General features: G+C 40.9%; 16 protein-coding genes, 1 tRNA gene and 1 pseudogene. 8 read left to right on the top strand and 10 right to left on the bottom strand.

Annotation, left to right across the window (positions count from 1 at the left end; all coding sequences use genetic code 11):
• Positions 1-53 precede the first annotated feature (53 nt).
• Together flgM and VSA01S_RS14810 are read left to right on the top strand one after the other, a co-directional pair.
• Positions 54-377, top strand: a complete 324-nt coding sequence (gene flgM, locus VSA01S_RS14815) for a flagellar biosynthesis anti-sigma factor FlgM (protein ID WP_039981954.1) — start codon at positions 54-56, stop codon at positions 375-377.
• Between the two features lie 8 nt (positions 378-385).
• Positions 386-811 carry a flagella synthesis protein FlgN gene (locus VSA01S_RS14810; protein WP_039981953.1) on the top strand — a complete coding sequence of 142 codons (426 nt, stop codon included), beginning with the start codon at positions 386-388 and terminating at the stop codon, positions 809-811.
• 333 nt (positions 812-1,144) lie between these two features.
• On the opposite strand, the gene flgP is transcribed toward VSA01S_RS14810, so the two are convergent.
• Positions 1,145-1,576: a flagellar assembly lipoprotein FlgP gene (gene flgP / locus VSA01S_RS14805; RefSeq protein ID WP_039981952.1), complete on the bottom strand. Its 432-nt coding sequence runs from the start codon at positions 1,574-1,576 to the stop codon at positions 1,145-1,147.
• A 9-nt stretch (positions 1,577-1,585) separates the two neighbouring features.
• On the bottom strand, positions 1,586-2,224 hold the full coding sequence (locus tag VSA01S_RS14800) for a FlgO family outer membrane protein (RefSeq protein WP_039981951.1): 639 nt from the start codon (positions 2,222-2,224) through the stop codon (positions 1,586-1,588).
• 169 nt (positions 2,225-2,393) lie between these two features.
• On the opposite strand from VSA01S_RS14800, the gene VSA01S_RS14795 reads away from it, so the two are divergent.
• Complete coding sequence (locus tag VSA01S_RS14795) at positions 2,394-3,539, top strand: flagellar assembly protein FlgT (RefSeq protein ID WP_039981970.1); 1,146 nt, start codon at positions 2,394-2,396, stop codon at positions 3,537-3,539.
• 108 nt (positions 3,540-3,647) lie between these two features.
• Positions 3,648-3,724 (top strand) — tRNA-Arg (locus tag VSA01S_RS14790).
• Positions 3,725-3,867: 143 nt separating this feature from the next.
• Here VSA01S_RS14790 and kch read toward each other — a convergent pair.
• From kch to VSA01S_RS14765, 5 genes are all read right to left on the bottom strand, one after another.
• On the bottom strand, positions 3,868-5,061 hold the full coding sequence (kch, locus tag VSA01S_RS14785) for a voltage-gated potassium channel protein (RefSeq protein ID WP_039981950.1): 1,194 nt from the start codon (positions 5,059-5,061) through the stop codon (positions 3,868-3,870).
• A 117-nt stretch (positions 5,062-5,178) separates the two neighbouring features.
• Complete coding sequence (gene glsA / locus VSA01S_RS14780; protein ID WP_039981949.1) at positions 5,179-6,117, bottom strand: glutaminase A; 939 nt, start codon at positions 6,115-6,117, stop codon at positions 5,179-5,181.
• Positions 6,118-6,128: 11 nt separating this feature from the next.
• Entirely contained in the window at positions 6,129-7,655 is a 1,527-nt protein-coding gene (gene gadC / locus VSA01S_RS14775; RefSeq protein WP_039981948.1) for a glutamine/gamma-aminobutyrate antiporter GadC, read from the bottom strand.
• A gap of 244 nt (positions 7,656-7,899) precedes the next feature.
• Entirely contained in the window at positions 7,900-9,432 is a 1,533-nt protein-coding gene (locus VSA01S_RS14770) for a sphingomyelin phosphodiesterase (protein WP_039981947.1), read from the bottom strand.
• Positions 9,433-9,636: 204 nt separating this feature from the next.
• A complete protein-coding gene (locus VSA01S_RS14765) occupies positions 9,637-11,070 on the bottom strand; it encodes a PLAT/LH2 domain-containing protein (RefSeq protein WP_039981946.1) in 1,434 nt (477 codons plus the stop codon).
• Positions 11,071-11,893: 823 nt separating this feature from the next.
• On the opposite strand from VSA01S_RS14765, the gene VSA01S_RS14760 reads away from it, so the two are divergent.
• Positions 11,894-12,400 (top strand): hypothetical protein, encoded by a 507-nt coding sequence (locus tag VSA01S_RS14760; protein WP_039982467.1) that lies wholly within the window; start codon positions 11,894-11,896, stop codon positions 12,398-12,400.
• Between the two features lie 75 nt (positions 12,401-12,475).
• Here the strand turns inward: VSA01S_RS14760 and gltX are convergent, their stop codons facing one another.
• The gene (gltX, locus tag VSA01S_RS14755; protein ID WP_039982464.1) at positions 12,476-13,903 is read right to left on the bottom strand and encodes a glutamate--tRNA ligase; all 1,428 of its coding nucleotides are present in this window, start codon (positions 13,901-13,903) and stop codon (positions 12,476-12,478) included.
• Positions 13,904-14,142: 239 nt separating this feature from the next.
• On the opposite strand from gltX, the gene VSA01S_RS14750 reads away from it, so the two are divergent.
• Both VSA01S_RS14750 and VSA01S_RS14745 read left to right on the top strand, forming a co-directional pair.
• Positions 14,143-16,917 (top strand): heavy metal translocating P-type ATPase, encoded by a 2,775-nt coding sequence (locus VSA01S_RS14750; RefSeq protein ID WP_039982463.1) that lies wholly within the window; start codon positions 14,143-14,145, stop codon positions 16,915-16,917.
• 56 nt (positions 16,918-16,973) lie between these two features.
• Positions 16,974-17,398: pseudogene (locus tag VSA01S_RS14745) on the top strand (DUF411 domain-containing protein).
• A 63-nt stretch (positions 17,399-17,461) separates the two neighbouring features.
• Here the strand turns inward: VSA01S_RS14745 and VSA01S_RS14740 are convergent.
• Together VSA01S_RS14740 and VSA01S_RS14735 are read right to left on the bottom strand one after the other, a co-directional pair.
• Positions 17,462-18,154, bottom strand: coding sequence for an oligogalacturonate-specific porin KdgM family protein (locus VSA01S_RS14740; RefSeq protein ID WP_039982462.1), 693 nt, complete (start codon positions 18,152-18,154; stop codon positions 17,462-17,464).
• Between the two features lie 449 nt (positions 18,155-18,603).
• Positions 18,604-21,258, bottom strand: a complete 2,655-nt coding sequence (locus tag VSA01S_RS14735) for a beta-N-acetylhexosaminidase (protein WP_039982461.1) — start codon at positions 21,256-21,258, stop codon at positions 18,604-18,606.
• Positions 21,259-21,711: 453 nt separating this feature from the next.
• Here VSA01S_RS14735 and VSA01S_RS14730 point away from each other — a divergent pair, with 453 nt between their 5' ends.
• The gene (locus VSA01S_RS14730; RefSeq protein ID WP_039982460.1) at positions 21,712-22,584 is read left to right on the top strand and encodes a TraB/GumN family protein; all 873 of its coding nucleotides are present in this window, start codon (positions 21,712-21,714) and stop codon (positions 22,582-22,584) included.
• Positions 22,585-22,621 lie beyond the last annotated feature (37 nt).

Raw genomic sequence — 22,621 nt, 5'->3', positions numbered from 1 at the left:
AGCGGTCGATAGCCTTGATACTAGGATTACAATATTCAATTTAAGGTAATAATATGGCAGGAATAGACAATATACGTTCAGGACAAGCCATGACGACAAACAGTCGTACTCCTACACGTAGTGAGCCAAGAGCGAGTGACACAAACGAGCCAAAAACATCGTATGTTCAACAAGATTCCGTATCTTTGAGTCAACAAGGTAAAGCGGTAAGTAAACTTCAGCAAGATATGTCGACAGCCTCTGCTTTTGATCAAGCGAAAGTCACCGCGATTAAAGCAGCCATTGCAAACGGCTCATACAAAGTTGACCCAGAAAAGCTGGCTGACAATATGATCAAGTTTGAAAATGAATTTCAAAGCAAAAACACACTGAGCTAATATAATCTATGGCCGCTCTCATTGATCTTGTGAATTTCCAATTCGAAAATGCGAAAGCACTTTCTGCTGTACTGCGTCAAGAAACACAGGCGATCAGTGCACGTACCTCTACCGAGATAGAGAACATCGCAAAGGAGAAAATGCGAATTATTGAGCAACTTGGAAATACTGATCAACGTATCGCCTCTCATCCGCACCTCAATCAGCTCACTGATGATGAATATTTAAGCCAGCTTGTCACACAAATTCAATCAATCATTCTAGATTGCAAAAACATCAATACAGTTAATGGAGAGTCACTTAATCGTGCTCAATCTAGTTTTAATAAGCTGAACAATATGCTACAACACACTCATGGAAAGATCGGCATGACCTACAACGCCGGCGGAAAAACCCATACAATATCTACGTTAGGGACAAATTTTAAAGCCTAGTACCTCCCCTTTCCGTATCCAAAAAAACACTCATCAACCTTGTATTTTCATACCCAAGTAACCTCAGAGTACTTTTTCATCTAAAACGAGCAGAAGCTCAAATGCTGTAACGACAGATAAGGTAAGAGAACATAAATTAAAGGGGAGAAGTAGAAGATATAGAGAGAAATTAGGCAAAGGTGAAAACAAAAAATCGACTGATTATTATCAACCAGTCGTTCTATTAAGAATCCTTGTTATTCGGCAAACACGATTAAGTAAAAATAATGAATCAAGTGTTCTTAAATCAAATGTCTTTGCGTGAATTGGTTTAGATAAATAGCTTAGGTAAAGTTAGAACATCGTTTGCTGGCGCTTTTCAGGTACTTGCTGAACCTCACCATAATCACGTAGCTTATCCATTTTACGGATATCTAAGCGAAGCTCGGTCACATAGCTATCTTCAACCAAATAGCTGCGCACCACTTCTGCACCGCGAATGACACCATCAACCTCACCTCGAGTACTTTCGACACCCAAGCGCTGATCTTCAAGTTCTGCACGTCCACTGATACGCATACCATACACTTGTTCAGCAAGCTCTCGATAAGCATCAATTTTAGAAGCACGCATCGCTCTTACACGTTTGTCCTCTAAAGTACGCCCTGTTTGCTCACTGACACTGGCATAACCAACAGCAACCAGAATTTCATCTTGACGCATTTGCTGTAAAGGCTGACAGCCGACTAAAATGAACGTTGCGATACAAAATAATAATTTCTTCATGCTTATTTCCTAGGGACGAAGGATGACAGTATAAGGTTGACGAATCGTTGGATCAGAACGAATAAGTACGCCATCTTGGGTACGAATGCTATTTAACGTATCTATATCACGGCCAATACGATCCGCTGGTAAAAAGCCTTGCGCCGTTGCCACAACGATACGACTTTGCATACCAACAATCCTTGCATTGATCAGGACGCCCCCTTCTTGGCGTAACATAGTACCGGTCAATACGTATTGAATTTCTTGCTCTTTGGCCAATGCCTGCCAATCACGGCTTAATGCAAAATCACCTTGCTGCGTGACTTGAATGGAGCCCGTTGTTTTAAAATCAACCACTTTGAAGCCACGACGCTGAAACTGATGGATAAAACCCTCTGAAACGGAGTTACCGAGCCAATTTGTAGCATCAAAGTTTTGTAAATCAACAAAAGACGTAATCGCAATCGGTGTTCGTGATGAGACTGCCACATTCGAAACCATTAATTCTTCAGTCATGCTTTCAATAAAAAAATCCATCGTATGTCGCGGGCTATCCATTAACATAAACTCACTGCCTGCATAAGGTTCTTTACCATTATAAATAGGTGAGTAGGCACACGCCGATAATAGCGTTATCATCGATACAGCAACAAGCCATCTTTTCACGGTTTGATTCTCCAGATAATCAGAGGTGTAGTACTTTCAACAAGATTGTATGGGTTATGTCATCTTGGAACAGTCCTTGCTATTGCTTATTATCGACACAATAGGCAAAAGCTCACCAAACTTTATTGGTATTGTTAAAGCAATATTTATACCCAAATGGTTACAGATGATGAAAAATGTATTTTTTACACTAATATCAAGCGTTTTTATATTCATATTGCCTTTAAAAGCTATGGCATCTTGGTATGAAGTTAAAGGTGAAGCAACAATAGTTGCTTCAGATGAGACAGCAAGGCTACATGCATTGGAAGATGCTTTATTCAAAGCTGTAAATTTCTCAGGCGCGGACATTGGCAGCATCAGTAGCCTAATGCCTTTTCTAGAAACCAAACGCAAAGAATATCAGTTTTCCGATCATGAGGTGCGCTATATTGTGGTGGACTCACAGCGTAAACGTAGCGGCAAAATGATCGTCAAGGTCCGCGTTGATATCTATCCATCGGCAACAGGTTGCCACACCAATCAATACAAAAAAACCATGTTGGTCGGTAATATCAATATTGTCTCCCCTCAGCAAGCTGTTATGGGACAAATTTATAAGCTTGGTGATGATTTTAGTCGCGTACTAAATCGCCAAATAGGCGAGACTTCTCGCAGTTTTGTTTCAGTAGGAATGACCGATTATTCACTAAACAAACGATACCCAGAGCGAACAACTATGATTGCGCAAGATAACAACGCTCAATACATTATCGGAGGCAGTATTACTGATTTAACTGCTACCATAGATGTAAAGCTGATAAAAGAAGACGTAATAAACCGACAATTTGCACTTGAAATGAATGTCTATGACGGAAAAACCGGCCATGAAATTTTCAACAAAAATTACCGTGAAGTCGCTAGCTGGCCATTTGTCAAAACCAGCCAAGTCGATACACGTAGTGCGCGCTTTTGGGCTTCAACCTATGGAGAAATGCTACTGCGTGTAAGCCGTAATATTATGTTGGACCTCGAGTCAGAACTTTCCTGTAAAGTCACCCTACCAGAGGTCGTTGCTGTCTTTGGAAATACGGTTACTATGAACCTTGGTCGTATTCACAATGTCAAGGAAGGGGATAAATTGCAATTATGGCACACAGCATCTTTCATTGATCAAAATGGTCTACCGCGTAATAAAGTTTCACAAAGTGACATCTCTTTGACCGTTTCTCGCTTATATGAAAATGAAGCAGAATTAACCATCGACCAACCCAACCTTGCTTCAAGCGTTCAAATTGGTGATGTCATGAACAAGATCATAAAAAAAATTCATTAAGCTATTGTATCATTTGATTATTTTTATATTATAGCGATATATTCTCAATATGCTTTAAATTAAGCATGTTAAGGTCACTTGGGTATCGAGTCATCTTACCGGGTCCCCGCCCTCATGGCACAGCTGGATAGCGCAGTCCCCTCCTAAGGGACAGGTCGTAGGTTCGAATCCTACTGAGGGCGCCATATTATTGGGTGAAGCAAAATCAATGTGCTCACCCATCTTTCCTTCAAGGTAACACTCCCTTTTAAATCAAAATACTCTCTACAGTGAAACATCCACCGAAGCAAAAAATGCCCCTGTACTGAGCAAGCTCGCGCTCCAATACTCAAGACTTACCAGAATCAAGGAACATCGAAATCAGATCGTTATTATCCATACTCTCTCCATTAAGTAGCCGAGCTAGCACTTCACTACCAAGTAACTGTGGTGAGAGTAAGACATCTGGCTGTACTCTTTTTATCTTGTTCATGTTTTTGCTGTCATTAACGATCACAACCGTTTTTGCCTTGGCGTTAATTTCTTTCGCAGACAAAACAATAAACGCATTATCCGCATCCGCATCTGTTAAAGCGAGTATCGCCTTACAATTTTCAAGCCCTGCCTTTTTGAGCACTGATGTATCACAGCTATCACCCGAAATAATGTCATATTTTCCTTCCAAACTCTGCTCAATCTGCTGAAATTCATCATTAGGACGGATAGTAATAATCGTAATTGGTAAACCCCGCTCTCTTAAACGAAGGACGGTGTTCATTGCCATGGCAGAGGTTCCACAAATAATAAAGTGATCTTTTCGTTCCACTGTTTTTTTATCTCCTTCAATTAAACGCCCAAAGCTTTTGTTAATCAATGGCCCAAAAACGTTACTCAGTGCTGTAGCAAACACCGCAATACCCGCCGTAATCATCGAAATACAAAACAGTCGAGCAGAATCACTAACAGGTAGAATGTCGCCGTAACCCACCGTAGTCATTGTCACTAGAGAGAAATAAAATGCGGTGGTCATCGTGTTGATTTTAGGTTTAAAACCTTCACCAAAATATAAACTGCCATAGGTCGAATAAATGATCAGAATAATAATACTGATAAAGGCTACAATGCTGCCTGCGGTAGCACTGCTGTGGTGAAAGCTTTTACGGAATATGACCATAAACGCTAAAGTCGCTAAGCCTAGGTAAAAATTGATATGTAAACTGGGGAAGTATTGGGCTGTAAACACCAAATAGACCACCAGCAAGATACAACTCATTCCCCAAGCAACTCGGGCTTTAAAGAACAAACCAATACAATTGAGTAACTGAAAAACACCCAATAAAAACCAAGGCAGATTTTTTACAGCTTCGAAGTCAACTGTCGAAATATTATTGACAAGATAGATAACGTCGAAAGGTTTGTTATTACCAAAAACCGCTTCAAAAATGAGCAAGCTATTTAGTAAAACCATTAGAGATGCAATAACATACCCATAGGTTTTCCAGATATGACTTATCCAACAGACACATTGCTTACATTTAGGCAAATTGTTCACCGAAACACTGATATCAATCTATAGAAATAGCCTTGATTTCCAAAGTATCATTGCCCAGAAACCAAGGCATAAGTGTGACTCCTCATAAAATAACGAAGAGCGTTTTTATTACTGTGCCACGACAGTATTAAACACATTCCATCCCATTTGATTAGCAATAGATTTGATCATTAATTGCCCTCTTACACTGTTACCTGCCGCATCCAATGGTGGGGAAAACGCCGCGAGTGCACCGACATTTGGGATGACGGAGACTAACCCACCACCGACACCACTTTTACTCGGCAATCCGACTTCAAATCCCCAATCTCCACTTTTTTCATATAAACCCTCTGTCATCATTTGAGATAAAACCCCGGCAACAAGGTTGTGTTTGATAACTTTTTCAGTGGTAACAGGATTAACTCCACCGTTTGCTAAACATGCGCCCACAGTGGCAAGTTCAACACAGTTAAACAAGGTTGAACATTGTCGGGTATACACATCACAAACTTCTAGTGGATCGGAATACATACACTGCGAGGCTTGCAGTAGTAAAGCAATCGCTTTGTTGTGTGTATTCGTCTCCTGTTCAGACTGATTTACCTGCACAGACAATTCAATATCACTCCCCGCCATCATCGATTGCATCGTAAGAATTTGATGCCATCGGTCTTCTCTATCAGAGGCGTGAATCATACTAACCGTTGCCATCGCTCCCGCGTTTACCAGAGGGCTTAATGGCTTACCATTATGAAGTTCTAACGCCATCACTGAGTTAAAAGGTAATCCGGTTGCATCGGCTCCTATTTTCTCTCGCAGATCTTCGCTTCCATGTTGATTCAGAGCCAAAGCTAGGGTGATGATTTTAGAAATCGATTCTATAGCGAACTTATAATCGGCATCACCAAACGAAATAATTTCTCCGCTCACCGACACAAAACATAACCCAGCTAACTCTGCCGGGACTTGAGCCAAACAAGGAATATAGGAAGCATTGTCCCCATCATCGACACCTTTATACTGCTCAAAAGCGTTTTCCATCATATTGTGTAATATCTGATTCATCGTCGCCTCCACTACGCTTTACTGTCTGCTAATTGATGGACATGCACATCAGAGTGATTAATCACACCAGGATGCGTATTTTCTAGCTCCCAAGTAAATGGCGCAAAATCCGTCTCTTGAGGATCCTTCCAGTAAGGTTTGCGGGCTCGGAAGATTAAAAATGGAATCGCAACAAAAATTGCAGCAAGAACAACCAAAATTGAAACAAACAAGGTTGGACTACCGACCGCAACTTGAGCAGGAGGAATAAAGGAGAATAAGAAGGCTGTTAACGCACCAACAAAACCTAATCCACCCACAAACCACATCCCAAGGTCACCACCAGGGATCTTATAGGTGCGTGGTCGATTAGGTTGGCTGTAACGCAGATAAATGGCAGCAGAAAACATCAATAGATACATGATGAGATAAAGGATAACGGTCAATTGACTTAAGATTTGATAGGCCGCTTGAACCGACGGTAACACCACAAATATCACAGAAAGGAAGGTGACAATCACTGCCTGAGCCAGCATGATATGTGTTGCCATTCCCTTACTATTGGTATGTTGCCAAAACCTTGGTAAGTACCCCCCTTTTGCCACCACTAATAATGCGCTTGATGGCCCTGCTACCCAGCTCACAACACCAGCAAGTACACCAAACGCTAAACACACCGCAATGATTGGGGATGCCCAGCCAATACCTGCCCAAACAAACATTTGTTTATAGGCCACTAAGAGGCCTTGGGTAAGACTGATGTCTTTTTGAGGAATCACAAATGCAATCGCCAATGTCCCTAATACAAAGATCGCAACGGTACCAATAGAGGAAATACCAATCGCAATCGGATAATTTCTGCCGGGATTTTTGACCTCTTTAACATGGATGGCATTCATTTCCATCCCTGCATAAAACAGAAAGATACTGGCGGCAAGAACCACGTTATTAAAGTTTGAAAAATCAGGGATCAATTCATCCCAGCCCAGCTCAACTTGAGGAGTGTTACCAGAAAGAAGGTAAGAAAAGCCAAGAATGATAAGAACAACCCCAGGGATAATCGTGCCAATTAAGCCCCCCCATTTCGCCACTTTGGCAAAAGCTTCTGTCCCTTTTAAGCCGACGAAGGTTGCAAACCAATAAATGGCCAATACGATCGCTAAGACAAAAAACTTGTTCTCCGACAGTGCTTGATCCCAGCTCTGGTCTGGCCCGATATAAGCCAATGATACCGCACCAAAAGTCAAGACCGTTGGAAACCAAACCGTCACTTCAATCCACAATAAGAATACCGCTAAGAAGGCTAATCGAGGTCCAAAAGCCTCACCGACCCAACGAAAAACACCTCCTTTTTCAGACCACCCGGTTGCAAGCTCAGCGGCGACAAGAGAAACTGGTACTAGAAAAACAATCGCCGCAAAGATGTAGTAGAAGATGGAGCTTAATCCATATTCCGCTTCTGCGGGCAATCCCCTCAGGCTGACAACAGCAACGATATTAAGCATTGCTAACGCAAAAATGCTTATCCCCTTATTGTTTGATTTATCGACAGATTTCATCACAATTCCCTATCATTTGATTTTGCAAAATCAGTGTAGATTGAAAATGGTACTTTTGAGAAAAATCCGCACAAATAAATCTTATTCAGTCATTACTGCCAAGTCAGATCCCAACGAATGACCTTTTCCTAACGAGACAAAAATGAGTGATACCAAAAAGGGTGACCAAACGGCCACCCCATATATACCCAATTAACCTCAACATCCGTATTAGTAACGGAGAGTTACAGCAAGCCCTAAATTATTAGTTAAAGACGGCTTTCGATTCAATTGCAAAATGATCTGAGAGATCAATTCTACCTATAGTATTCTTAAGGGAATCGCTTTTGTCGCTGTACATCTTCTCTGAATTTAGCCCTCGCATAATTCTCAGGCGATTCTCAGCTGATGAAGGTAAGCTAAAGTCTTTATGATAAAGAATATAGTCGAGGTATTTTTTCTTACTTGTCTCATCTCCAGACATCATTGTATTTTTGCTACCATCCAAAGAAAAAGGAATGATGTCATTATTGCTCCAATTTATGCTTTCAGAATGGCTAATTCGGCCTACGGTATTATTAAACTCATCACAATTACCCGACGTCTGACATGCCATCAAATCTACGTTAAGATCCCCGAGGACTATGACACGGTCTGTGGCACTCTTTGCTTTTTCATTAATATAGTTAACGAGCTCTGTGAACTGTGCTTTTCTAATGTTTCGCTCATCTTCCCCCTGTCCCGCTTGAGTATGTGTAGCAAAAACATGGAAGATGCTGCCATTTTTATCTACTTTGGCATAAGTAATTCCTTTTCTAGCCATAGCATCGGTACCACTGCTTTGAGAAAACTCTCTTTGTTCACTTTCAACTATTGGCCAATGACTCAATAGTAAAACACCGCTACTTAACACTTCACTTCCGCTCAGATTAACTTTGTAATCACATGGTCGACCTGAACCAATCGCATCCACAGAATAAGGGTACTCTCCTGAGGCTTTCATATCCTCAATCATTCGTAAGCGTTCACAACGATCGAAGAACTCTTGGTAAGCAACAATGTCATAACCATTGGAAAGATCTCCTATAAGCTTGGATCTTTCTTGGTACTTATTATCGTAAATACCGCCAGCTGCCTCGACAACACCAGAGTAAGGAGGCCACACCTTAACGTTGTACGACAAACTAGTGAGCGTGTTGCCAGAACTTTCCCTGTTGAATTTTTTAGCTGAAGACTCAGATTCTATCACAAAATATACATCATCAATTTTTTGCATAAGCTCAGAAGTATCATCAACCACTACAGAGTAAACTGAGAATCTATCTTCATCGTTACTAAATGTGATGTTATCTTCTTTGTAAAGGACAACATTATTTTCAGTGGATGACGTCTCTGGCTTTGACTCAAAAAAAACAGCGTTATCACCACTGTTTTTAACCTTAAAACCTGCTTTAGTAAACTCAGCTTTAACAAGGCTTTTTGAGATCACTTCCCAATACAACTTCATCTGATCCTTAGATTCAGGATCAGTGATCATAGTGTAGTAGCAGTATTTTTCGTTACTTGACCAATAATTAAAATCGTTTTCAAATATTTTTTTTGACTCAAAAGGAGCGATTTCACCTTCCTCAGCTTGATATTCACCAGAATCTGGCACTCTACAGCCACTAATCAAGGAATCAACTCCACCATCAAAAGTTAAAATTTTACCGGTATTATTTATCAAATGGATATTATACTCAGCAAAAGAGACTTGTGGAATGCTCACAAGAAGTGGCAATAATATTTTTTTTATCATATTAAACTCGTCAATAATAATTCATTAATTAAAGTCTTCTTCACAAGAGTAACCCGTAAATGAATTAGGTTAGTTTTGGCTCTATATTTATTTGCAAAAATATAGGGATGACGTTTGATTCATATCTTAATTACTTAGACATATAAGATACTCAAAATAAAAAATACATACCCTTAAAGGGTATGTATTTTTATGTACTAAATCTTATTTAACTTCTTGACAAACTTGGCCATCAAATTCAAATCGTGCAATACCAGTGTAAGTATGCTCGTTAGCACATACTTTAGTATATCCCTCAGCTTGAACACCTACATTCATGGCATCGCCAACATCAATATTTAGTGCGTCTATGAATTTATCATTTTCATCTAAGACTCGGGATAAACCTGTATTTATATAGCCACCCGCCCAATCACCTACTTCATTAATTACCGTTGTTGCATCTCCATGAGATGGGTTTGATATAATTACAGCATTTTTAAGTACAGATGTGTCGCACTTCAATGAGCCAGAGAAATCTTTAAAAAGCCTTACCATCTGGTTCCCTGATAACTGGATATCACCACAATTAACTGGCTCTCCATTGATGTTGAAAGCAACCTGACGAACTTGATCGTAACCACCATTCAATACATCAGAATCCTGATCCAAAGTATAAGCCATATGCTTAGTAATACTAGGACCCTGCCCAGCTAAAATATTCGAGTCCTGATCAGTTTCTATTTTAGCCTGGACACTATTAATCTCTGTTTCATTCTTGAAATAAACAGCAAAAGGCTGGTCTTCAGGTTGAGGTGCTGGTTCAGGCTGACTTTCTGAATTGTTTTTCTTAGGTTCTTGCCATTTTTGATTACCGTCCATGATTGGACCAAAATCAAAGTGAGATAAGTAAGCATCATCTAAATCCCAGCCCTCTGACGAAACAGGTTTAACCTCGAGCCATTCAGCTTTCAAGCCATTTTTACCACTTTTTACAAGAACAGCGCGATCAATTTGTCCAAGTTTAATACCTGTATCAATTTGAACTGTCTGTGTCTCGTTTCTACTAATATCACTTGTCAATAGTTTTAAAGGTGATGAAAGACCATATTTATCGAAGAACTGAACATAAACATTATTCGAGGTTCCTGCATTTGACTCATTGCGAACTTTTAACTTAACTTCAAGACGTTGATAGGTATCGCTTTTTGGTACAAAACTACCATCACCCATTGGTTCAACAGAAATTGTCACACTCCCGTTCTCTATTTTCTGATAAGCATCCCAGATATAAGTGTGTCCAAGGCTGTTTCGAATCCACGTTTTATCAAGCTTCAGAGCATCTTTTCCGACTCTGAAAGTCAAGCTCTCTATAGCTTTCATTTCATCAATTGAAGGAGTAAGGCCAGCATAGGTTTCCATTTCTCCTCTTTGGAAGTTGTTAGTACTTCCTTCAACTGAGTGACGGTTGCTCAGCTTAATTTCTGAGCTTGACTGGCCATTTGCATTGATTGTGACATGAACTGCGCTATCAGTCCCAGCCTCTGTTTGATTTTCAACGATGGTTGTAACATCCCAAGGATCTGCCCAAACAGAGCCTGCAGAAAGAGCAGACATGACAAGCAGCGCGATACTGGATTTTTTCATTGTTGAAGTCATATATTTATTTCCTAAATTTAATTTTCGTCCTGTGAGAATTTACTTCTCGCTAAAGATAATCTTATTTTTAGTAGCAAATAATCAATATTTTTATTTATAAAAAGAGACCGAACTCAGCAGATTTACTATCAAAAACATCAATAAGTCGGTTAATTTACTTACCAAACAATAAAAAAAACCAAACAGTAATTAAAAAAGAAAGATTATTATTTAACATTTTGTATTAAAAAAACATCCAACACATAATTGCAAAGCCAAACATTCAACCAAATCTAATTTAGTAATTTAGTAATTTAGTAATTTAGTAATTATAAAGATAACTTTAATTTGGCTTTTTAATATTATTGAAAATGTTTAAATTTAATAAATAAAAAAATCACCACTAATATAAAGACACAGCTAAATTAAGGATTGCTTATTATTTTAAATTAATCATTAAATAGTAATTAATGTTCAACTTAGCAAATAGGTTTTGATCATTTCTAATTTCAAAGAATCAACGTGATACGCTACTCTGCTCTAAAGAGCGTTTTTTAGCCAGCTCATCTCTATATCTTTCCCCCAAGTCACCATTAGGTGAACAATTCAAAGTCATATATTTCGTTCAAGAAATGGTTTTTAACCATAATTTTGAGTAGACATTGGCACTTTAGTCTTCTCCAGCTAAGCAACTCATCGAGTACGTCACACGCTTTAAACGAATATGAATTCAGGGGGAACAACACATTTCGACATTCTTAGGTATACAAATTGAAGTTTTATACTTTAATTATGGATGAGTTTTACTTACCATCACAAAATGACAAAATTGTTAACAAAAACTATGTCTAAGAGCAATTTAATCACCAACACTGGCCATCGTTTTATCTCGAAAGGAAAAACGGCTTTTAAAATTCATATCCATACTCCCGACGATACGGTATTGCACCGTTCTGTCGGATATGTCCGTATCGGCGAAGAAAAAGGGCTCAAGAAAGCCATTCAGCTTCGCAATGAATTGGGCAAAGATATGTGGGGTAAGTTTTGGCCTAGACTATTAAAAGACCCGTTTCTAATGACTCGCCTTCCGCATAGCGTTGAACCGAAGATTGTCCATAAGCCAAACCCAACGTTGGAGAATCCAGATAATCGAGATGCCTGTTATATCGCTAAGTGGCGTGAGTTTGACGAGCATGGAGAGTACAAATACAAGACGATTGTACGCTCAATCAATAAGTACGGTAAGCTGGCTGCTTACATGCAAACTAAAAAAGCATTACTCGAAGTACATAAAGACAATCTAGAGCTATTGAGTTTTATGGGGCGCCTACAGAGTATTGACCTCAAATAATATACAAAAAAACCGCAAGACTAACGAGGTTCATCTTGCGGTTTTCTATGCAGTTCACTTTAAATCTAGCAGCAGTTAGGCGTTAGCTTCACGCTCAGCGATAAATTCAAGCGCCATCTTGATACGAGCAATACAGCGCTCTTTACCAATCAGTTCCATCACGGCATCAACAGAAGGAGACTGGCCGCCGCCAGTTACCGCTACGCGTAATGGCATGCCGATTTTACCCATACCAATATCTAACTCTTCACAAACAGCGGCAATCACACCGGATTTAATGTTTTCGGTCGTCCACTCTGTTAACGCTTCTGCTTTGGCAAGTGCTAGTTCTAGGGGCTCTTTTGCCACACCGCGCAAGTGTTTTTTCGCTGCGCCGGCTTCAAATTCCGCAAAATCTTCGTAGAAATAACGAATTTGCTCAGTCAGCTCAACCAACGTATTACAACGCTCACCCACCAGCTTAATCACTTCTGTGATAGCAGGACCACTTGTAACGTCTAGCTGCTGCTGATCTAGGTGCCATTGAAGATGTTCCGCAACATATGCTGGATCTGAGCTCTTGATATAATGGTTGTTCAACCACTGCAGCTTATCGGTGTTGAATGCTGATGCAGACTTCGATACTGCATTTAGGCTGAACAGATCGATCATCTCTTGCTCAGAGAAAATCTCTTGGTCACCATGAGACCAACCAAGACGCACTAAGTAGTTATTTAATGCTGCTGGCAGGTAACCCATATCGCGATATTGCATTACCGACACTGCACCGTGGCGTTTAGATAGTTTTGCACCATCATCACCTAGGATCATTGCACAGTGAGCAAACGTAGGGACTGGTGCGCCTAACGCTTCGTAGATGTTGATCTGACGTGGTGTGTTATTGATGTGGTCTTCACCACGCACAACATGCGTAATACCCATATCCCAGTCATCAACCACAACACAGAAGTTGTACGTTGGCGAGCCGTCAGTACGGCGAATGATTAAATCATCCATTTGTGTATTGCTAATTTCGATACGACCACGAATTTGGTCATCAAATACAACGCTGCCTTCTTTCGGGTTACGGAAACGAATCACACATGGGTCACCCTCTTGTGCCGCTTCGTTAGCCGCTTTAATTTTTGGATGATTCGCATCATAACGCGGCATTTCTTTGTTAGCTTCTTGCTCTGCACGCACTTCATCCAATAGCTCTTTAGACGCGTAACATTTGTAAGCTTTGTCTTCTGCCAACAGTTTCTCAACCATCTCGTTGTAGCGTTCAAAACGTTGGGTCTGGTAATAAGGGCCTTCATTCCACTCTAAACCTAACCATTTCATTCCTTCTAGGATCGCATCAACGGCTTCCTGAGAGTTACGCTCAAGGTCAGTATCTTCGATACGCAGAACGAATTCACCACCTTGGTTTTTAGCATATAGCCAAGAGTAAAGTGCAGTTCGTGCACCACCAACATGTAGGTAGCCAGTTGGGCTAGGAGCAAAACGAGTTTTAACCGTCATGTGAGTTCCTTAGGGTAATGAGTAACGAGAGAGCTCTCGCGGTAATGTTCAGGATAAAATTGGCGTCATTCTAACATCGTAAGTTAATACTACAATCGCTTTGACAGCAAAATACCTCGATGTCATCAAATCAAGCTATGCTCATTCAGTCTATTGGTTAAGCATCACGAATAAGACACTTGACCTTCCCCTAGAGGGAAGGTTTAAAGTCGATCTATTAACTTTACTGAGGATAAATTATGCATCAATTCGTTGTGCCCATGTCCGGCCTTAGCTGCATGGGATGTGTGAAAAAGCTTGAAAAGACACTGCGCTCCAAACACACGATCGAGATAATCGATGCCTCACCGACCCGGCTTGAACTCAAAACCGATGCCACCTTATTGGACATTGCCCAAACCATTTCATCTCTGGGTTATCAAGCAGGCTACCACTATCAATTTCAATTAAGTGGCCTCAGTTGCCAACACTGCGTCCGCAAACTAACGTCGCTGCTTAACACACAACAAGGCATCATCGACTTTCGATTATCGACCTCACAACTTAACATTACCACCTTATCATCCGCTCAACAGGTGATCGAACTTGTCAGCTCGCTTGGCTACCATGCCACGCTGACGCAAGCGCCTAATTCAGAAGATTCACTATCACTCTGTTCTGGGTTAGCGCATCCTACCAGTGCATCAACAGAGGATCCCGCATCTTCAAGTTGCATTTCATCTGCCACAGCCCACACTTCTGCGTCAATGTCGGATTTCTCAGAAAACGCTGTCTCAACCAATAACAACGTTCAATTACATTTATTAATTCAAGGGATGACCTGTGCCAGTTGTGTTTCCTCCGTGGAAGGTGCATTACTCAGTGTCACTAACGTTGAAAAAGCACAAGTGAACCTCGCAGAACAAAGTGCTCTGGTCGAAGTGAGTCAAGACGATGAAAAAATAGAAAAATCTCTTATTGCTGCCGTTAGCCAAGCTGGCTACCACGCTGAAGTGCTTCAAGATGCTGCAACCCAACAAGAGAAGCAAATACAACAGCAAAAAATCCAGCAACAGCGTTTTAAAAAGGATGCACTTGCAGGTCTCCTCGTTGGAGCCCCTCTCATGCTGTGGGGTATTTTGGGTGGCAATATGATGGTGAAAAGCGTCAATGACCAAATAGCTTGGGGGCTGATTGGTTTGCTCTGTTTACTTTTGCTGGCTACTGCAGGTCGCTTTTTCTTTGCAAACGCATGGCTAGCTGCTACCCATAAACGAGCCACCATGGATACGCTTGTCGCATTAGGGACAGGTACGGCTTGGTTTTATTCAATGCTTGTGGTGCTCTTCCCTCAATGGTTTCCTGAGCCTTCGCGCCACGTTTACTTTGAAGCCAGTGCAATGATCATCGGATTAATCTCACTGGGTCACTTTATCGAAGCCAAAGCAAAAGCCAATACGACGCGTTCATTGCAAGCACTGATTAACCTCCAACCTCAGCAAGCAACGTTGGTCTCCTCTCAGGGCGATCAAGTGATCGATGTGGACAAAATCATCCTTGGCATGACATTACGCATTAAGCCCGGAGAAAAAATCCCCGTTGATGGTAGAGTTATGCAGGGAGAATCGTATTTGGATGAATCCATGCTAACGGGCGAACCCATTCCAGTATTAAAAAAACTCGGAGATCCCGTCTCCGCTGGTACCATGAATACAGATGGTAGCCTGATCATTGAAGCAACAGGCGTCGGAGCAGACACCATGCTAGCTCGCATTATTCGTATGGTTAGAAGCGCTCAGAGCAGCAAACCTGCCATTGCCAAATTAGCGGATCAGATCTCAGCGGTGTTTGTGCCTGTGGTGGTCGGCATAGCGATTTTTTCCGCTCTAGTTTGGTATTTTGTCGGACCTGAGCCCAAAGCGAGTTACATGCTGGTCGTCGCCACCACGGTACTTATCATTGCCTGCCCATGCGCACTGGGCTTAGCTACTCCGTTATCGGTCACTGTTGGTATTGGTAAGGCCGCTGAACTTGGCATTCTGATAAAAGATGCGGATGCACTCCAACTCGCCAGTAAAGCGGATGTGGTTGTGTTTGATAAAACCGGCACTCTGACACAAGGCAAGCCAAGTGTTCAAGATGTCTTTGTTCATAACACCAGTAAAGAAAGCCTCTTATCTCTTGCTTATGCTGCAGAGCGTCAATCAGAGCACCCGCTAGCCAAAGCCATTTGCGATTATGCTCAAAGCCAGAATACCCCTAATATTCAATTGGAGTCTTTCGAAAACCTACGAGGCCAGGGCATTCAAGCCACTTACCAGTCACAGCGTCTTCATATTGGTTCGCTGCAATTTATGCAAACTCAAGCAATTGATCTTACACCAATGAATCAAGTGATTGACGACTGCGCGCACAACGCTTGGACACCTGTTGCTGTCGCCTTAGATAACCAGCTTATTGGTCTTATCGCCATTGCTGATCCAATCAGGCCAGACGCAAAGCAGGCGATCAGCGCTTTGCAAGAACAAGGCATCCTTACTGTGATGCTCACGGGTGATAACCAACACGTCGCACACGCAATCGGGCAAGAGCTTGGCGTGGATAATATTGTCGCGCAGGTGTTACCTGATGAGAAGGCAAAACATGTTCAATCATTGCAAGCAAAAGGACATGTCGTTGTCATGATTGGCGATGGAATTAATGATGCCCCAGCCCTCGCTATCGCCGATCTCGGAATCGCAATGGGCAGTGGGAGCGACGTCGCCATTGAAAGTGCCCAAATGACCATCTTAAATACTTCTCCGATGGCAGCGGTACATGCGATTCAACTCTCGAGAGCAACACTCAGAAATATGAAAGAAAATTTGCTGGGCGCCTTTATTTATAATGCTTTAGGCATTCCGATTGCGGCTGGCATACTGTATCCATTTTTGGGCTTTTTATTTAGTCCAGTCGTGGCAGGCGCGGCAATGGCCTTATCATCCATTACTGTGGTCAGTAACGCTAACAGGCTGCGACGCTTTCGAGTAAGTTAAAACCTATTGATTATTCGAGGATCTTATGAAGTTCAAAACATTTTTTCACTACACTGATGTCGGTATCAGTAAATGCTTTCACTATTGATGTTGTTAACCATAAATCCCCATATTGTGGCTGTTGTGGTGGTTGGAGTAAATACATGGAAGCCAATGGCTTCAAAGTCACGGAAAAGTTGCACGACAACATGAATGCTGTCAAAAGCCGATTAGGGTTAAACAATCCGAATTTATATTCTTGTCACACGGCTGAAATCGATGGTTATGTCTTTGAAGGCCATATTCCAGCTGAAGACATTAAAGCTTTTTTAGATGATCCACCTAAAGAGGCAAAGGGCCTAACGGTACCAGATATGCCAATCGGTTCTCCGGGTATGGAACATGGAGAGGAAAGTGACAGTTACACTGTTTATGCTTTTAATGGCCAAAATCAAATATTCAAATATTCAAATATTGCGACCACAAAGGTAACGACGAATAAAATAAAGCCCAGTAGACGACCGACTGGGCTTTACCTAATTAGACAGTTAATATGGATATGAAATTAGAAACCGTAAGATGCGCCGACTAAGAATGCATTATTTACTAGACTATCACCTTTAGCATTTTCTGCACCATGTGCTTGACTACGAAACTCGACGTATGGCTGTACTCCTTGACGAGTCCATGTGGCACGTAGCTCATGATCCATAGTCTCAGATTCAATCAAATAAATGTTGTTGTAGCTCAATGTAACATCTTCATTCATCATGTAACCAATACGGTTATCCATACGATAATCTGTTTTTGCATCTGCGTCAGTCGCATCGATGTGTGCACGAGTACGGTTACTTAGAGAAATACCATTGTCGAAATTGTAACCAATTTTGATCAAAGGACGATATTGGATGGTTTTACCAGCAGAAAATAGGTGTTGGTAGCCAGCTGCAACCCAAAGTTGATCAGTGATATTGAATGCTTGTTCACCACCGATAGTGATGGCTGGTGTTGTATTGCCTGCGCCACCATTTTTTGTTTCTAGCTTACCTAATTGAATACCGTCAAACTCAGAGTACACCGTGAAACCGCCCAATTGGTTATCGAAAGTATGTCCTGCTTCTAGTGTTGATGTGATATCTGAACCATGAATTCGACCATCATCGTGAAATTGGATATTACCTGTTACATATGATGAACCAGCAAAAGCGCTTGATGCGAAAACAAGAGAAAGTGCACTGAGTGCGAAAATATTTTTCATAATATTACTGCCTTTATTTATTACGTTATGCAATAAGATATTGGGCTATCACTTGCCTCCTCATTACAAACATTAGGATATGCCTTCCTAGCGACAGCAATACTGCGCAATTTTATCCCTATTGAGAAATTAATCATTAAAAAAGGTGATCCAACTCAAAATCCAACTTCCAATAAAATAGAAAAGTCATTGGATACAGTATGTTGAAATGAAAGATGAGAATTTACAAAAAAATAAAATGTGATATTGAGCTTATTAATTCAAAAATTTAAACAGATAATCAGACTCGAGATCACAATATTGTTATTTTTGTAATTAGCGTGATTCCTAATAATTAATGGATAATCAGATATGGATCACACTTATTTTACAGGAAAAATAAACAAAACCCTCAACAGGTGTTGAGGGTTTGAGTAAAAAACCATGGTATTAGTGCATGATTAACGGAATTACTTCACACTTGTCACGCGACTTACTTTCTCACCAGAAGCAGAAATCGAACGAATGAATACTTCATCATCTTGTACATTTGGGCGAGCGTTGTCTGCATAAGTCAGCCAATTCTTACCATCTAGAGAGTATTGCAGTGTAGCACCTGGGAACTGAACATTCATTGCCAGTATGCCGTTTTCGATTTTCGCACCAGGGACTGGTAAACGATAGTCGATACCTGATTTTTCTAACTTAGCCAGTTCTCTTTGGCCCAATACGTTAGCAAAACGATTGTAGTCTTGGTTTAGAGAAGCTTTGTCGACCAAGTTAGTATCTTGAGAGTATTCAACACCCACTTTATAGCCGTTTTCCCAATCCGCACGGTGCCATGCTCGTTCAGCTGCCGCTAACACACGTGGGAAGACCATATACTCGTATTGCTCATCATTGCGTACTGTTTCGGACCAAAGCTGCGCAGATAGGCCATAGAAAGGTTTCGCCTCAATTTCACCTTTACCTGTAAAACCGTTACCATCACGGTCTAAAGACGTTTCTGCATTTTGTGGCATATTTTCTGGTGCAAAACCAAACATTTTACGAGTGTCAGTAGCACGTGTTGCCCAGTAATAACCGCGCTCTTTCGGGTCAACTTCATACGGCATGTCCATGTAAACGTAATCTGGATTAGAGATAATTACGTCATAACCTTTCTTAGCCCAATTATATACTGATGATGTTCCTCCCCAGTACAACACATCCCAGAAATTTACGCGTTTATTTTTAGTAGCAAACGCTTCTGCACCATCACTGTACTTAAGGCCATCTTGCCATGCCTGAAAGTTTGGAATGCCTTTTTGAGCAACAATTTTAGAGACTTGTTCGGCAAAGTGGCTTGGTAAATGCGCAAAATCACTCACCGTTCCATCATCAATCAAAACCTGACATTGCGGAGACTGAGCAAATGGTTTGTCTTGTTTAGACAGGTCAATAACGCCTTTCCAACTTGTTTTCTCTTCAGCATTAACATCTTGAAAACCTGCGCCAAGTTTAATGTTTTTCGCTTCATCACCACCAAAGTGCCAAGTCGTTAGAGGAGCGCCCGCCTCTTTATGCATCGCTGCCACTTCTGAGATAACCTTATCAACAAAACGAGTCGACGATTCCATACATGGATTGATAAAGCTTTGCTTGTCATAAAACTGGACGGTTGTCACGTTTGATGTATCTTTTGGATCCATCAGGCGATATTCATTCGCTTCTGTTTCTTTGCCTTCTGCCATCAAACGGTCATAACGTGCTTCCATTGAAACAACAGCAGCACGTGCGTGAGCTGGCATATCGATTTCAGGAATGATTTCGATATTACGTGCTTTAGCATACTTAACGATATCGACGTAATCTTCTCTACTAAAGTGACCAGAGCCAAAGTTATCTGTTGTGGCGCCAGAACCTAGCTGAGGTAATAAACAGTTTTTCTCTTCAGTATCAAAACAACGTTTAGCACCGATGTCTGTTAGCTCAGGAAGACCAGGAATTTCTAAACGCCAACCTTCATCATCTGTCAGGTGCAGGTGAAGTTTATTCATTTTATACGCAGCCATTTGGTCTAACGTAGCAAGCATTGCTTCTTTTGAGTGGAAGTTACGCGCTACATCGACCATGACACCACGGTATTCAAAACGAGGAGCGTCTTTAATTGTCAGTTGTGGCAATGTGTCTACATTGTTGGTATCGACTAAACCAAAGATGGATTGTACAGCATAGAAAGCGCCCGCTTGGTCAAAGGCTTTGATCGAAACACCATTATCTTTGATGATCATTTCGTAAGCACCGGATTTGCCCATGTCGCCTTTAAAGCTTGCTGGTGAAATTTGAACGCTGACAGGTAAATCACCTTTTACGTCTATACCAATCACTTCTGCGCGATCTTCAAGAGCGGCAAATTGAGTAGCATCGAACGCATCTTTAGGCAATCCAAGACCTGACGAAATATTCACCTTGCCTTTCTCTGCTTCAACAAACATTGGTGTTGGCAATAAAGTCGTTGAAACATCTTGCTTCGCTAAGCCTTGGTTTTTCTCAAAACGAGATACCGCATTAGCAAATACATTATTATCGTCTGGAGTACGTTTTAGGTGGTTACCTTCTAAGCCTTTAACAAATGATGCAATATCTTCAGTATTTAAAGAAGCAATCATCTTTGGTTCTGCATCTGGCGCAGCAATGAAAGCACCTGGCATGAAATCAGTTTCGAATAATTGCCAGTACTCAGCAATCAGAGGAAGTACCATCTCCTCCCCTGCGGCAAAACCATCAAACTTGTCTGTCGGTTCTAACTTATGTAGGTCACCCGTTACGCGAGAAACGTTGAACTGCTCATTATCTACATCCAGAATGAGACGGATACTATGGAAGTAAATCGCCCAATCTTTTGAGTCAACTGCCTCACCTTGATTAACAAGAGTCATGTTTACTTTATTACACGATGCCCATTCAGCACCCATATCTTGACAAGCAAGGCCTTCATTTACGCCGTGATTAGTCACCATCTCGTATTTAATATCAAGATTACCAGCAAGAGTATCGACTACTTGCTGCTGTGAATTTTGTAGTGAAGTGCAACCTGCTAATGTCGCAAGAATAGAAACAGCAATCAAACTAGGTTTAAACATTTTACTTTTCCTAAAAAGTCAGGGGTGTAACCGCAACTGATAAAAATGCACATCGAAAACGCGATGCGCTTAACAATTTCATCTACAATACAACTCATTAATTCTAGGCGTAAAATTATTAAAAATAAGGAGTGACCTACTTCAAATTACACTGTGGGTACAATTATAAAAATCCATCAAATTCATAATCTTATAATAAACGTCAAAAACGGAAATATTTTTTTGACAAGTTTAATATGACGAAGATCACAACATAAACTTAACTTATGGTGGTTTTATAAGATTTAGATCACGTGAAAATGTGTGTTGCGTTTTATGATATCCCAAGTATCACTCTATCTTGTGGAATAGATCACAATTACACTTTATTAAAAGTTTCTAATTTTTCTGGAAATGACGATTTTGACGTGAAATATTATTAGATAAATAACTAACTTTAAGGCTCAACAAGATATGCTCCGACTTCCATCTTATATAGCTGCTTTGATATTACTTTTAATTACTCATACGGCTCATGCACAACCTCAACATTGGCTTGCCAAAAAAGGCAAAACAGAACTCATGATCATTGGTTCAATTCACGTAGGTGATGATAGCATGTACCCACTCCCAACCAATGTCACAGCTTTCCTTAAGAACAGTGATGGTCTCATCGTAGAAGCCGATATAAGAGATGCAAACAATATTACTCCCCCAAAACCACGATTATTGGCTCGACAGGTTTTAGATAAAAAGCAACGTGCACACCTTAAAGCTATTGCAAGCGAATTTGGCCTAAACGAGGAAAATCTGCTTGATTCCCCACCTTGGTCTGCGGCACTGACCATTGAGGTATTGCTAGTGAATAAGCTGGGCTATCAATCTGAACAGGGCATCGACATGCATTTAATCGAGCTTGCTGAGCAAAATGATGTCCCGCTCCTTCCTTTAGAAACTGTCCAATTCCAGTTAGATCTTATTGCTAACCAACATGATGGAGGCAAAGAGCTATTACTTGCCTCAATGGAGGACTTTAGAAATGGGCAAAGCTTAGTTAAGTGCTTAATAAACAGCTGGAAGAATGGCGATTTAAAGACCATCGAGAATATCACCCAACATCAAGAAACCTGCGATGAGTTTAATGATGCTTTCCTTTACACACGCAATCGCGATTGGGCAAATAAAATCGATTCAGGGAAAATATTTTCCAAAAAAGATGGTCACTATACCTTGGTCGTTGGCAGCCTTCATTTAATTGGCAAAGACAACCTTATTGATTTACTTAAGCAACGAGGCTTTCACATTCAGCCCCTAGGCAAAACGGTTCCTACTGTATGTGATACATAACAAAGATTGAGCTTACAAACGCGACTTTGCTAATCCC

It is taken from the genome of Vibrio sagamiensis NBRC 104589, assembly GCF_007990935.1.
Classification (GTDB): domain Bacteria; phylum Pseudomonadota; class Gammaproteobacteria; order Enterobacterales; family Vibrionaceae; genus Vibrio; species Vibrio sagamiensis.
The sequence above is the reverse complement of the archived record's forward strand: the minus strand, read 5'-3'. Positions and strand labels throughout refer to the sequence as shown.